The sequence below is a fragment of the Paenibacillus sp. sgz302114 genome (genome assembly GCF_056120345.1).
This window is the reverse complement of record NZ_JBVYOI010000023.1, coordinates 18,940-32,508: the sequence shown is the minus strand read 5'-3', so window position 1 is coordinate 32,508 and position 13,569 is coordinate 18,940. Positions and strand designations below refer to the sequence as shown.

The window sequence follows — 13,569 nt, the reverse complement described above, 5'->3', positions numbered from 1 at the left end:
GCGTGAAGCCCCCCTCAAGATGAGATTTCCCAGTATGTAAGACCCCTGAAAGACGATCAGGTTGATAGGTTCGAGGTGGAAGCGCGGCAACGTGTGCAGCTGACGAATACTAATCGGTCGAGGGCTTATCCTAAATAAGTGAAATCCAGCTAAGCAAGAAACCTTCGCAAAGGTTCGTATCCAGTTTTCAAGGTGTTAAGTACCTTAGTAACGTGCCGGTGTAGCTCAGTTGGTAGAGCAACTGACTTGTAATCAGTAGGTCGTGGGTTCGACTCCTATCGCCGGCACCATTTATATGCGGAAGTGGCTCAGCGGTAGAGCATCGCCTTGCCAAGGCGAGGGTCGCGGGTTCGATTCCCGTCTTCCGCTCCATATAAGTGCATATTACTTCAATTAAAATCCTTGCTAAGGCAAGGATTTTTTAATGTTTTCAGATCTAAATTGGTAGTGGTATTATCTTGTAAAAATGCATATAACCGACATTGTTCGACAAAGTTTCATAGGCTTCTGTGATAGAATGAGTGAGCCATTGTAACTAAATATGTCGAGACGTGGAGGATAAGTCGCATGAAAAGTAGGTTAATTGCAACAAGTTCATTTGTATGGCTGTTCATACTCATTTTTTCATTTTCCGGGGCTGCTCACGCAGATGCAGAGAAGACCTTCAAAGACGTTGGTGAAACGTACTGGGCGAAGGACGCAATCGATAGCATGACTGCGCTTGGTGTTGTTGGGGGTTATAAAGACAACACATTCAAACCGAACAATCCGGTATCGCGCGAAGAATTCGCTTCCCTGATTACACGAGCTTTTATGCTCGATATTCCAGCTGCTAGTGAGCAAACATTTGTGGACGTATCGAAAACCCGTTGGTCCTATGGAGCAGTGGAGGCTGCTAAAGACTTTTTAACTGGTTATTATCCGCCGTCAGGCCGGGCGTTCTTTGATCCTACCGGTAAGGCGACACGTGAAGATGTTGCGGTAGCGCTTGTTAAGACATTGAACTATCAGCCAGATGAGCTCGAAAACTCTGATGTGCTGGACCGATTCCGAGATGAAGAGAACATCTCCCCTAACGTAAGAACTTATGTCGCTCTAGCTGTCGAGAAGAAGCTGATCAGCGGATATTCTGATGGAACGTTTATGCCGGACAAGCCGGTTACCCGCGCAGAATCTGCGGCGCTGTTGTATCGCGTCATTAAAGGTGCTGCGGGCGACTCACAAGCACAGCTGACATTGAATGTTGATGCACCAGAGACAGTAACAACGTCAACTTTTTATATTAGCGGTGATGTGACGAAAGGCGCTAAGGTTTATCTGAACAACAAGGAAATAGAAGTTGTTCAAGGCCAGTTCCGCGTAGGAGTCCCACTGGACGCAGAAGGCGTATATACGTATACCGTAACGGCTCGCATGGCCGGCGGAAAAACTCAATCGGTTACGAAGACGGTGAAGTATGAGAAAGGTGCGCCAACTCTCGAAGTGAAGGGTGTACCTGAAACGACAGATAAACAAACGATCACAGTAACGTGGACTGTAAAGGATGAGAACGACAACTATCCGGTCGTGACGGTGAATGACGAACGGACATATGGAACGTCCATGGACGTAGAGCTTGAAGAAGGTGATAACACGATCGAAGTGACAGCGACGAACAGCTTCGGCAAGGAAACAACCGTTACGAAGCATGTTACTTTCCAAAGCGGCGGTCCAACCTTGAACGTGCTCAACGTACCTGCTACTACGGACAAATCAACGATCACGGTTAGCTGGACTGTTTCTGATAAGAATGATTCCTCTCCGAAGGTTTACTTTGACGGCGATCAGGTCTATGGCACGAGCGTTTCGGTTGACTTGGAGGAAGGGACAAATACATTTACCATTAAGGCAGTCAACAGCTTAGGCAAGTCAACAGAAGTGACGAAGACTGTTGTATTCACGAGTGGTGCACCTGTGCTGACAGTTAACTCGCTGCCTGCAACGACGGACAAAGATTCTATTACACTTAGCTGGACGGTATCAGATAAGAACGATTCCTATCCGAAAGTATTCGTTAATAACCAGCAGATGTACGGTACGAGTACGAACATTGATTTGTCGCCAGGTTTGAATACAATTACAGTAAAGGCGACCAATAGCTCAGGCAAATCAACTGAGGTTAGAAGAACGATTACCTTCAATACAGGTGGACCGGTGCTTCACGTCAATCCGATCTCGGCAACAACGACACAGAGCTCGATCTCGCTTTCGTGGAGTGTAACGGATACGAATGACAGCTATCCGAAAGTATTTATTAATGATCAACAAATGTATGGAACCAGCACTCGCATTGACTTGGAGCCTGGTACGAACACGCTGACTTTCAAAGCGACGAACAGCTTCGGCAAATCGGTGGAGGAGACGCGCACGATTGTCTTTGAACCTAGCGCTCCTCGCTTGACGCTCGGATATGCGCCGGAAACAACCTCATCGAGCCGCATTACACTTACTTGGACGGCAAGCGACGAGAATGACAGCTACCCGAAGGTGTATGTGAATGATCAGCTGGTTTATTCCAGCTCGATGAATGTTGATTTGTTACCGGGGTTGAATACGTTCAAAATCGTAGCGAGCAACATTTATGGCAAGACAACGATTATTACGTACAACGTGACTTATACACCGCAGTCTTAATACAAAGCGCAGACCTTAGTGGTCTGCGCTTTTTTTTAGGTATATGTGACAACGGATACAGCTTCGTACATCGGCTGCTCATGCATGTGAGTGGCATAGAGGACGATCGAGTCGGATAGCCATTGCAGCGGCATTCCTTCTGCTGAAGACGTTTCCTTGTGAAGGGCAAGCGTTGAAGGAGTGAAAGGGACTTCGCTGTTATATTTTCGTGCTAGAGTAAGATGAGGATGGTAAGGGCGTTCTTCTGGCGGAAAGCCGAGCGGACTAAGCTTAGAGATGACCTGCTCCTGCAAGAAGCGAAGTTGATTCACCTCACCGCCTATAGCGCCCCATAGAACTGACGGGAAATTTGGACGGCCGAATGTGCCGAGTGATTCTATGCAAATTTGAAACGGCGTTATTGTAGTGACGGCAGTACGTAGACCCTCGATAATATTCGGTATTTGCTCTGATCGCGTGTCACCAAGAAATTGGAGTGTAATGTGCAAATCTTCGGGATGAACCCATTTGCGAAATTGAAATTGTGGTTGCTGCTGCAGGATAGTAGACCATGTAGATATCACTTGTTTGATTTCACTCGGTAGGGGAACGGCGACGAATAGCCGCATGGAGGATGCATGGTTATCTGGTGTGGACATGAATTTCCCCCTCCAATTTCGTTTATAGGCGAACCATGTTTATTATGGCAAGCAGTAGAGGCAAGTATTCATGCTATACAGTGGAAGAGCCGCGTTTACCAGCTATTCGGTGGTAGGCGCGGCTCTTGTTCAATCTTGGTGGTGAACCGCGCTTTACGGCAAGCTATGCGCAGGTTCCTTCGCTTTATAGTGTTGAATGAGCCGCTGCAAAATGCTGAACAGCTGAATCGGATCGAACGGCTTCGTAATATACGCATTCATACCGGCTTCGAGCACTTGTTCTTTGACGCCTTTCATGGCATCGGCAGTCATTGCAATGATTGGCGTATCGTTGCCTTGCGCTAAGCCTCGAATCGCCTGAGTCGCTTCAAAGCCGTCCATGACAGGCATCTGCAGATCCATCAGAATGGCGTCATAATGCTCACGCTTTACCCAAGCGACTGCTTCCTGCCCGTTCTCCGCTACATCGACGTGAATGCCCATCTCACGCAAAATTTCTTTGGCTACGAGTTGATTAATTTCATTGTCCTCTACAAGCAGCACGCGAGTACCGCGCAGCGCGATGTATTTGTCCGATTGCTTGGTATGCTGCGACGACTGATGCTTCGTCTGGAAATGCTGCCTGAACAGGCTGACCATCTCGTTATACAGCTGAGACTGGCTGATCGGATAATGCAGCACCTTCTCGATAGCCTGCGACTGCTCCGCCCGCAGCAAGGCAGGCTCGTGATACGCGCTGATCAGCACGATCACTTGGAGCGGCGCAGCAAACGCAAGCTTGATCCGTTCCGCGAGCTGCAAGGCAGCGCTATGCTGCAGCATCCAGTCTACAATGACAAGGTCGTAGCGATCGCTGCGCGCGTTATGCTCGAACGCATCCTCCTCGGACACCGCTGTGCCGACGACGCATTGAAACTGCTCCAGCTGTTTCTTCAGCACTTGCTGCATTTCGGTATTGTCACAAACGAGCAGTACACGCAGATACTTCAGCTTAACGTCATCCACCTCTTGCAAGGAGAGCGTTCTGCCATCGCTGTGGCCAAACTGTGCGGTAAAGGAGAAGCAGCTGCCTTCGCCAAGCTCGCTCTGCACCTCAATGAAACCACCCATCAGCTCGACAAGGTTTTTACTGATGACAAGGCCTAGCCCGGTCCCACCGTATTTGCGCGTTGTTGACATGTCGGCCTGCGTGAACTGACGGAACAGCTTGTCCTGCTGATCACGCGAAATGCCGATCCCCGTATCCTGAACTTCAAAGGCGAGTGTAACGCCGTATTTATCCTGACGCAGCATCTTCACCTCGAACGTCACTTCACCCTCTTCCGTAAATTTAACTGCATTATTAGACAGGTTGAGCAAGATTTGATTGAGCCTAAAGGGATCCCCGACCAGCATCTGCGGCACGTCAGGATGGATCGAGAAGTGGAGCTTCAGCCCTTTGTCGAATGCTTTAATGCTGATCAAATTCGAGATTTGGTTCAGCACCTCGTATAGGTCAAACTCAATCTGTTCCATGACCACTTTGTTCGCTTCAATCTTGGAGAAATCGAGCACATCGTTAATGAGTGTAATGAGATTCTTCGCGGATATGATCGTGTTATCCACATAGCCTTTCTGCTGATCAGTGAGCGCAGTCTGTTGAAGCAGATAGCTGAGTCCAATGACAGCGTTCATCGGCGTACGGATCTCGTGACTCATATTGGCGAGAAACTCACTCTTCGCACGATTCGCCGTATCCGCTGTTTCCTTCGCTTCCTCAAGCATCGTGTTCTTGTTCTCAAGCTCCGTCGTCCGCTCCTCAACAAGTACCTCCAGATGCTCCTTGTAGTGATGCAGTGACTCTTCAGCTTGCTTTCGCTCGGTGATATCCATCCCAGCCCTCAGCGTGCCGATCATCTGTCCAGCTTCGTCGCGAAGAATGGTGTTGTTCCAGGAAATAAACCTTTTCTTACCGGATATTGTCGATATCGCGCCTTCATTCTCGTCAAAAGAAAACAAGGCGTTACTGAACCAATTCTGGCCAAGCAATTCTTTCTCCGAGCTCTCCAGCAAGCGGCAGCCCTCTCGGTTAATCCGTGTAATCCGGCCGTCCGGGTCGTATGCGACGATGATGACCTCGACGATATCGAGATATTGCTGCGCTTTCTCCTTCTCCAGCGACAGATCGCGGTTGGCCCGGCGGCGAATGGAACGGTTCACGAGGTAGAAGATGGCGCCGGTTATGAGTGCAATCAGGCTAATTAGAATGACCATCGTTTGGCTCAGCGATTGCTGATTCGCTGATTTCTCAACGTCGCGCTGCGTCCCACTCAAGTTGTAGTCGACCCATTTGCTAAGCGCTGCATCCGCTTGCTGGCGTGTCGGCGACAGCTTGGCGAGCAGGGCGAGTCCGGTATCATGCTCTCCTGACAAAGCAGCTTCGACGATAAGCTGTCCCGTCTTGAAATACGAATCCGTGAACTTGCCAACGCTCAGATAGATCGCTGTTTCTTCATCGGAATTATTCAAGTACGAATAACCTAACAAATCCTTCTTGAACTGGTCCCGTTCTTTGCTGATCGACTCAGCGAGCTGCTCTTGCGTCGATTTATCGCCCGTGAGCAAAATTTTGTGCAGATTCACGCGTATTTGCGTGAATTCGTCCTTCAAAATGGTGATTTTCGCAATGCTAGGCATCCAGTTCGTTTCGACTATATGTATTGTTCTCCGAAGATCGTTCGTCTGATAGACGGAAATCGCAATGACAGAAGCGAGCAGGGCGAAAATCGTTGTGAAAATCGCAGTCATCTTCGTACGGTTAGACATTGCGGCGCACTCCTTAAGTTGTAGGGAATTATCTATTTTACAGATACCCTTCTAGCATACGCTCAACTTTCATTTGCTGTCTATAGATAAGAGGTTATAGAAAGGCCGAATATGCAGCGAAATTCTTTATCCTTTTTAACTGTGGCACCCATTTCTTTACCCCGTATTTACAGCAAATCATATTAACATTTGGCAAAAAGGTTCTAGCATAGGAGAGTGAAAATGAGTGCAAGCATGCAAAATTACAGCCATTGAGCTATACCGATTTGATAGGGAGCTAGGCGAGAGAAGATTCCATGGAGACGATAAGGGATGTATGTGCGGGTTGTTCACGATTACGGCGAATAATGGCACATGCGGCTTTAGCTATGTTGCTTTTTGAGGCGATTTTTATACTTTTTTTACACGTTGTCTCCGGTTTCTTTACCGCGTATTTACAGCGAACCGTATTAAGATTTGACTATACCAGCGAGGGAGAATAGGAATGTGAAAATGAGCGCGATATAGAGCGGGGGTAGAAGAGTATGGCTAATGATGTCACGATGGTGCTTATGTTCATTGCGGCATTCGCGATTTTCTATGGATTCTTGAAGTTCTGCGAGAAGGCTTAAGGGGGTTAAGAGCGAGATGACCGTAGTTGGAATCATTGCAGCCTTGTTACTGATATATCTAGGGTTTGTACTAGTCAAACCGGAAAAATTCTAAAACGTATAGCGGAGGATTCGACATATGGGGATGGGATTTATTCAAGTAGCCCTGACGCTCATCATCATTTTGCTTCTGGTTAAACCAGCGGGCGTTTATATGGTAAAGGTGTTTGGACACGAAAAAACATGGCTGGATCGCATATTCGGTCCGGCAGAACGGCTGCTATACCGCTTGATGGGTGTGCGCGAAGATGAGGCGATGGGGTGGAAGAAGTACATTGGTGCCGTCTTATTAAGCAACTTTGTCATGGTGCTTCTGCTATACCTTGTACTCAGGTTCCAAGGAAGCCTCCCGCTGAATCCCGACGGAGTCGGCAATATGGGAGCTGCGCAAGCGTTTAATACAGCGGCATCTTTCATTACGAATACGAACTGGCAATCCTATTCGGGCGAAAATGGGTTGTCGTACCTGTCGCAGCTGCTTTCGATTACATTCCCGATGTTCACATCAGCGGCAACCGGCTTTGCAGTAGCGATTGCTTTCATTAGAGGATTGGTCGGCCGGCAGGATAATCTGGGCAACTTCTATGTGGATATGGTGCGTGGCTTGACGCGAATCTTCCTGCCTCTTAGTTTCCTGGTGGCGTTGTTCCTCGTGTTCCAAGGCATTCCGCAAACGTTCCAAGGCGCGGTTAATGTGACAACGCTGGAAGGCGCTCAGCAGACGATTACGAGAGGGCTTGTCGCCTCGCTTGAATCCATTAAGCATCTCGGTACGAATGGCGGGGGCTGGTTCGGCACGAACGCGGCGCATCCATTCGAGAACCCGACGCCGCTTGCTAACATGGTTCACATTATATGTATGATGCTGCTGCCTACAGCGCTTGTTTATGCGTTCGGGCTGATGATTCGAAACAAGAAGCAGGGCTGGGCGGTATTTGCGGCAATGGGCTTTATCTTCCTTGTGATGCTGTCCGTTATATTCGTCTCGGAGTACAGAGGCATTGCTGCGCTGGATGCGGCAGGCGTACACGGCAACATGGAAGGGAAGGAAGTCAGGTTCGGCATAGCGGAGACTGCTTTGTTTACAACCGTAACGACGGCGGCAACTACAGGCTCCGTCAACAATATGCACGAATCGTTAACGCCGCTTGGCAGCATTGTGCCGATGGCAGAGATGATGTTGAACAACGTGTTCGGCGGCAAAGGTGTAGGGCTGCTTAATGGATTATTGTATCTCATTCTATCCGTATTTATTTGCGGCTTGATGGTTGGACGTACACCTGAGCTTCTAGGCAAGAAGATAGAAGGCAAGGAGGTGAAGCTGGCTGCCATTGCGCTGCTCATTCACCCGTTCATTATTCTTGCGCCGACCGCTCTTGCGCTCGCTTCGCCTGCTGGAGCAGCTTCCATTAGCAACGGAGGTACGCACGGCCTGTCTGAGGTGCTCTATGCGTTCACGTCTGGCGCTGCGAATAACGGCTCTGCTTTTGCCGGACTGAATGCGAACACCGACTTCTATAATATTGGTATCGGCCTTGTCATGTTGTTTGGCCGCTACATCTCGATGATTGCCATGCTTGCGATTGCAGGGTCCCTTGCTGTGAAGCGGGTCGTACCAGTGACGACAGGAACATTGCGTACGAATACGCCGCTGTTCACAGGCATTCTAATTATGATCATTCTTGTCATCGGCGCGCTTACGTTCTTCCCTGCGCTTGCACTTGGACCGATTGCCGAGCATTTGGCTATGCCGCACTAACTGAGGAGGATCGAGATGTCTACTCGAAAACAAACGATAACGAAAGAAATTGCCTCACAGGCCATTATAGATGCATTCAAAAAGCTCAATCCCGCTGTGATGATCAAAAATCCGGTCATGTTCATCGTCGAGGTAGGTACAGTCATCACTCTGCTGCTGTCGATTGCGCCGGACTTGTTCGGAGCGGATCATGTCGGCCGCGGCTATGATGTGGCTGTGTTCTTCATCCTGCTATTCACAGTGCTGTTCGGCAACTTCGCCGAGGCGCTAGCAGAAGGACGCGGCATAGCGCAGGCAGATACGCTGCGGCGCACGAAATCGGAAACGATGGCAAAGCTGCTGCAAAAGGACGGATCCATAAAGCAAGTACCTTCGACACAGCTGAAGAAGGGCGATATTGTCCGCGTCGACACAGGCGAGCTTATTCCAACGGACGGTGAAATTATGGAAGGACTGGCTTCCATCGACGAATCAGCCATTACCGGAGAATCCGCGCCTGTTATTAAAGAAGCTGGAGGAGACTTCTCTTCCGTAACCGGCGGAACGAGAGTTGCTTCTGACTATATTGTCATGAAAGTAATGACTGATCCCGGCGAATCGTTTCTGGATCGGATGATATCACTCGTTGAAGGAGCTAAGCGGCAGAAGACGCCGAATGAAATTGCGCTCACAACCTTGCTCGCCGTACTAACGATGATCTTCATCATTGTCATAGTCACCATGGTGCCGATGGCCAGCTACTTGAATGTGGATCTGGATATTGCAACGCTGATTGCGCTTCTTGTCTGCTTGATTCCGACGACGATAGGAGCACTATTATCGGCGATCGGCATTGCCGGCATGGACCGGGTGACGCAATTCAACGTGCTTGCCATGTCAGGGAAGGCCGTTGAAGCGGCAGGCGATATTGATACGCTAATTCTGGATAAGACAGGTACGATTACGTACGGGAACCGAATGGCGGCTGAGTTTATTCCGGTGAAGGGTATCACACAGCAGGAAGCCGCCTTCATTGCGCTGCAATCTTCTGTTAAGGACGAGACGCCCGAAGGTCGCTCGATCGTTGAGTTGGCTCATAAGCTGGGCGCTGCTTGGGGGGAGAAAGAATATGCCTCTGCAGTAGCGATAGAGTTTACAGCGGAAACGCGCATGTCGGGCCTCGATCTAGCCCAGGGCGTGAAGATTCGAAAAGGCGCCGTCGATGCGATGAAGAAATATGTATCTGCAATGGGTGGCATTATCCCAGGCGATCTGGACGACATTACAAGTCGCATTGCGCGAGCGGGAGGTACGCCATTAGCTGCCGCAACAGGTAACCGGATCGTAGGCGTTATCTATTTGAAGGATACAGTGAAGCCGGGGCTGAAGGAGCGTTTCGCGGAGCTTCGGGCGATGGGGATCAAGACCATCATGTGTACCGGGGACAATCCGCTCACGGCGGCTACCATTGCGCTTGAAGCGGGAGTCGATGATTTCATCGCGGAAGCGAAGCCAGAGGATAAAATAGCTGCAATCAAGAAGGAACAGCAGGAAGGCAAGCTGGTGGCAATGACCGGAGACGGAACGAACGATGCGCCAGCGCTTGCGCAAGCCGATGTGGGCCTTGCTATGAACTCAGGCACGATGGCGGCGAAGGAAGCCGCGAATATGATCGATCTCGATTCCGATCCGACAAAGCTGCTCTCAGTCGTAGCGATCGGCAAGCAGCTGCTCATTACGCGCGGTGCGCTGACGACGTTCTCGATTGCTAACGACATCGCCAAATATTTTGCGATTATTCCCGCGATGTTCATTCTGGCAATGCCGCAGCTGCAGTCGATGAACATTATGCATCTTGCTTCGCCGAAGTCGGCCATTCTGTCTGCGCTGATCTTTAACGCCGTCATTATTCCGCTGCTCATTCCGATTGCGATGAAGGGCGTTAAGTACCGTGCATCAACGGCTAATAGTCTGCTTACCCGCAATGTGCTTCTGTACGGTGTCGGCGGAGTGCTCGTGCCTTTCGTCGGAATTAAATTGATTGACCTTATCCTTCATGGGCTCAGTCTGGTATAGGAAGGGGAACGAATGTTTATGAAATCAACACTAACTGCTATTCGAGTGTCCGTTGTGCTGATGCTGCTATGCGGACTGCTATATCCGCTTGTTACGACCGGCGCTGCCGATATGCTCTTTCCGAAGCAGGCGAAGGGAAGTCTCATTGAAGTAAACGGGAAACCAGTCGGCTCGGAGCTGATTGCACAGAAGTTTGGTTCACCGAAGCTGTTTCATCCGAGAGCGTCGAATGCGAAGTATGATCCAACAGCCTCTGCCGGCTCGAACATGATGATTGCAAGCGAGGATTATGTGTTGGCGATTCAGGAGAAGATCGATGCACTGCGCAAAGAAAATCCGAATTTGACCGATATTCCGGCGGACCTCGTTACCGTGTCTGGCTCCGGCTTCGACCCGGACCTATCGCCAGAAGCGGCGAAGGCGCAGGTGCCGCGAATCAGCAAGGCGACAGGGATTAGCGAGCAGCAGTTGAACGAGCTGGTAGAGTCCAGCACCAAGAGCAGGCAGCTTGGCGTGTTCGGCGAACCGCGCGTGAACGTGCTGGAAATCAATATTGAGCTAATGAAACAATTAAAGCTGTAATGATGCGGCCGCTTCCATGTTAATGGGGGTGGCTTTCGCGGTTTATTTTCATGGGATAGGAGCAGTGGACCTTGGACAGCTTTAAACGAAAAACACCGGAAGAAATTCTGTTATCGATTTCGAAGCTTCATCGCGGCACGCTGAAGGTATATATCGGTCCAGTGAGCGGATCGGGCAAGACTTATCATATGCTGCGAGAAGGGCAGGCGCTGCGGCAGCAAGGGGTTGATGTTGTCATCTGCGCGGTTTCTACCTTGCAAAGACCCGAGACGGTAGAGCAGCTTGGGGATCTGGAGCGGGTGCCAAGCATTCACTGGTTCAAGGATGGCGTGGAGCAGAAGGATCTGAACCTCGATGCATTGCTGGAGCGTAATCCGGAGGTTGTTCTTGTTGATGCGCTGGCGCATCAGAATCGGAAGGACGCTAGATTCGAGAATCGGCTTGAAGACATCCAGTTTCTACTATCTCATCATATTAGCGTCATTACGACTGTAAACGTCTACGAGTTGGAGGGCTATACGGAGCTTGCGCATAAGCTGACCGGGATTGAGCCGGAGTGCACGCTTCCAGCAGATACGCTGGAGCTGGCTGATGAGGTGCGTCTCATCGACGTGACACCGGAGACGATCTTGAACCGGCTGGCGGAGGGGCATCTTCGCGGCAATAAGGATGCAGCTGTATTCAAGCGCGGCAATCTTGGCGTGCTGCGCGAGCTGGCGCTGCGGCTTGTGGCGGAGGATGTGCATGTGTCGCTGAACGAGCATCGCGAAGAGATGGGGCTGCTCGGTCCGTCCGGCGCAGCGGAGCGTATTCTCGTGACGACGCAGTATCATTGGAACGGCTCCATCTATGTGCGGCGCGGGCAGCAGATCGCCAAACGGTTGAATGGTGATTTGCTGGTTGTGACCTATCGAGATTTCAAGCGGTCGCTTTCCAAGGAAGAAGCTGCTTTTCGCAGAAGCATGGTGAAGCTTGTGGAGAAGGTTGGAGGCGGGTTCGAGGAGCTCCCTTTCCCTGGCCGCCGGCGCATTCCGCGTACGTTGGTGAAGTATGCCGTGCAGCACGATGTCACCCGAATGGTAATGGGTCATTCCAAACAGACGAGATGGCAGGAGCTGTGGCAAGGGTCTGTCGTCAATAAAGTGCTGCGCGTGACACGAAATATGGACGTGTTCCTCGTTGCCGATTCTGCCGCTCAAGAGGGCGGCCGCGTACTGCCTGCACAGCTTTCCTCTTCGAAGGATAAGCAGCAATACCGCCGCCTGAGCTCGGCAGAAGTGGAGGAGCGCACCCGCCATATGCGGCGCGGCAAGTTCAAGGTGTACATCGGCGCAGCGCCTGGCGTCGGCAAAACCTATATGATGCTTCGCGACGGGAATGATCTCTTGAAGAAGGGCATCGACGTTCGGATCGGACTGCTCGAGACACATAACCGTCAGGAAACAGGAGAGCAGATCGGGAGCTTGCCGCACATTGCACGCCAGCAGATCGACTATCAAGGGGTTAAGCTTGAGGAGATGGATACGGAGGCGATCATTCGGAGCGCTCCTGAGGTCGTACTCGTCGATGAGCTTGCGCACACGAATGTGCCAGGAAGCAGGAACAAGAAACGATACGAGGATGTATTGGACATTCTCGAAGCGGGGATATCCGTTATCACGACAGTGAATGTGCAGCATTTGGAGAGCTTGAACGATGCGGTGGAGCAAATTACGGGGATTCGGGTTCGCGAGACGGTGCCGGATCATATCCTTCAGCTTGCCGATGAGGTGCAGCTGATCGACGTAGCGCCCGAAGCACTGCAAAGGCGGATGCGGGAAGGCAAAATCTATGCCATGACAAAGGTCGATCAGGCGCTGAGCAACTTCTTCAAGACAGGCAATCTCATTGCGCTGCGTGAGCTTGCGCTTCGCGAAATCGCCGACGATGTTGACGAACGGCTGGAATCGGTGGAGCGGACCAGCTCGCTGCGCGGTCCGTGGCGGCGGCAAGAGGTGATCTTTATATGCGTGAATAGCACGCCGCATGCCGAGCGGCTGATTCGGCGCGGATTTCGTACGGCTTACAGACTGAAGGCGGCGTGGTATGTGAATTATGTGCAATGTGAAGCGGATCTGTCCGCGGAGCTGAAGCAGCGACTTGAAGCGCTTGAGAAGCTTACCGTGCGATTAGGCGGCAAATTTGTCGTTCATCAGGCGCTTGGCGGCGCTAGGCAGATTGCGCAGATGCTGGCGGCTCGGGCGGAGGAGCTCGGTGCGACACAGCTCGTTATTGGCGCTTCAAAGCAGACGCTATGGGAGCGGATCGCGCAAGGCTCGGTCGTGAATAGGCTAATTCGGCTTACGCGGCATATGGATGTGCTGATCGTGGCTGACTTTGATCCGAATGCCGCTCTATAATAGAATGG

8 protein-coding genes, 2 tRNA genes and 1 rRNA gene are annotated in these 13,569 nt (G+C 50.9%); 9 read left to right on the top strand and 2 right to left on the bottom strand.

Annotated elements, in window-relative coordinates; all coding sequences use genetic code 11:
• The 4 genes from AC0LWF_RS27260 to AC0LWF_RS27245 form a co-directional block, all read left to right on the top strand.
• Positions 1-133: ribosomal RNA gene (locus AC0LWF_RS27260) — 23S ribosomal RNA — on the top strand; the annotation flags it as partial.
• 81 nt (positions 134-214) lie between these two features.
• Positions 215-290, top strand: a tRNA-Thr gene (locus tag AC0LWF_RS27255).
• Positions 291-297: 7 nt separating this feature from the next.
• Positions 298-372: transfer RNA gene (locus AC0LWF_RS27250), tRNA-Gly, on the top strand.
• Between the two features lie 195 nt (positions 373-567).
• Positions 568-2,673 (top strand): S-layer homology domain-containing protein, encoded by a 2,106-nt coding sequence (locus tag AC0LWF_RS27245; protein WP_474654616.1) that lies wholly within the window; start codon positions 568-570, stop codon positions 2,671-2,673.
• A gap of 35 nt (positions 2,674-2,708) precedes the next feature.
• Here AC0LWF_RS27245 and thpR read toward each other — a convergent pair whose 3' ends face one another.
• Together thpR and AC0LWF_RS27235 are read right to left on the bottom strand one after the other, a co-directional pair.
• Positions 2,709-3,311, bottom strand: a complete 603-nt coding sequence (gene thpR / locus AC0LWF_RS27240; protein WP_474654615.1) for an RNA 2',3'-cyclic phosphodiesterase — start codon at positions 3,309-3,311, stop codon at positions 2,709-2,711.
• A gap of 153 nt (positions 3,312-3,464) precedes the next feature.
• A complete protein-coding gene (locus tag AC0LWF_RS27235) occupies positions 3,465-6,116 on the bottom strand; it encodes a response regulator (protein ID WP_474654614.1) in 2,652 nt (883 codons plus the stop codon).
• 627 nt (positions 6,117-6,743) lie between these two features.
• On the opposite strand from AC0LWF_RS27235, the gene AC0LWF_RS27230 reads away from it, so the two are divergent.
• The 5 genes from AC0LWF_RS27230 to AC0LWF_RS27210 all read left to right on the top strand — a co-directional run bounded on the left by AC0LWF_RS27230 (position 6,744) and on the right by AC0LWF_RS27210 (position 13,561).
• Positions 6,744-6,821, top strand: a complete 78-nt coding sequence (locus tag AC0LWF_RS27230) for a potassium-transporting ATPase subunit F (protein WP_090583574.1) — start codon at positions 6,744-6,746, stop codon at positions 6,819-6,821.
• Positions 6,822-6,851: 30 nt separating this feature from the next.
• Positions 6,852-8,525, top strand: a complete 1,674-nt coding sequence (kdpA, locus tag AC0LWF_RS27225; RefSeq protein ID WP_474654618.1) for a potassium-transporting ATPase subunit KdpA — start codon at positions 6,852-6,854, stop codon at positions 8,523-8,525.
• Positions 8,526-8,540: 15 nt separating this feature from the next.
• The gene (gene kdpB / locus AC0LWF_RS27220; protein WP_474654613.1) at positions 8,541-10,580 is read left to right on the top strand and encodes a potassium-transporting ATPase subunit KdpB; all 2,040 of its coding nucleotides are present in this window, start codon (positions 8,541-8,543) and stop codon (positions 10,578-10,580) included.
• A gap of 18 nt (positions 10,581-10,598) precedes the next feature.
• Entirely contained in the window at positions 10,599-11,162 is a 564-nt protein-coding gene (gene kdpC / locus AC0LWF_RS27215; protein ID WP_474654612.1) for a potassium-transporting ATPase subunit KdpC, read from the top strand.
• Between the two features lie 71 nt (positions 11,163-11,233).
• Entirely contained in the window at positions 11,234-13,561 is a 2,328-nt protein-coding gene (locus AC0LWF_RS27210) for a universal stress protein (RefSeq protein WP_474654611.1), read from the top strand.
• The last annotated feature ends 8 nt before the right edge of the window (positions 13,562-13,569 follow it).

Coding starts and splice junctions, on each gene's coding strand:
- thpR (WP_474654615.1), bottom strand. CDS start 3,311: ATGTCCACACCAGATAACCATGCATCCTCCATGCGGCTATTCGTCGCC.
- AC0LWF_RS27245 (WP_474654616.1), top strand. CDS start 568: ATGAAAAGTAGGTTAATTGCAACAAGTTCATTTGTATGGCTGTTCATA.
- AC0LWF_RS27230 (WP_090583574.1), top strand. CDS start 6,744: ATGACCGTAGTTGGAATCATTGCAGCCTTGTTACTGATATATCTAGGG.
- kdpA (WP_474654618.1), top strand. CDS start 6,852: ATGGGATTTATTCAAGTAGCCCTGACGCTCATCATCATTTTGCTTCTG.
- AC0LWF_RS27235 (WP_474654614.1), bottom strand. CDS start 6,116: ATGTCTAACCGTACGAAGATGACTGCGATTTTCACAACGATTTTCGCC.
- kdpC (WP_474654612.1), top strand. CDS start 10,599: ATGAAATCAACACTAACTGCTATTCGAGTGTCCGTTGTGCTGATGCTG.
- kdpB (WP_474654613.1), top strand. CDS start 8,541: ATGTCTACTCGAAAACAAACGATAACGAAAGAAATTGCCTCACAGGCC.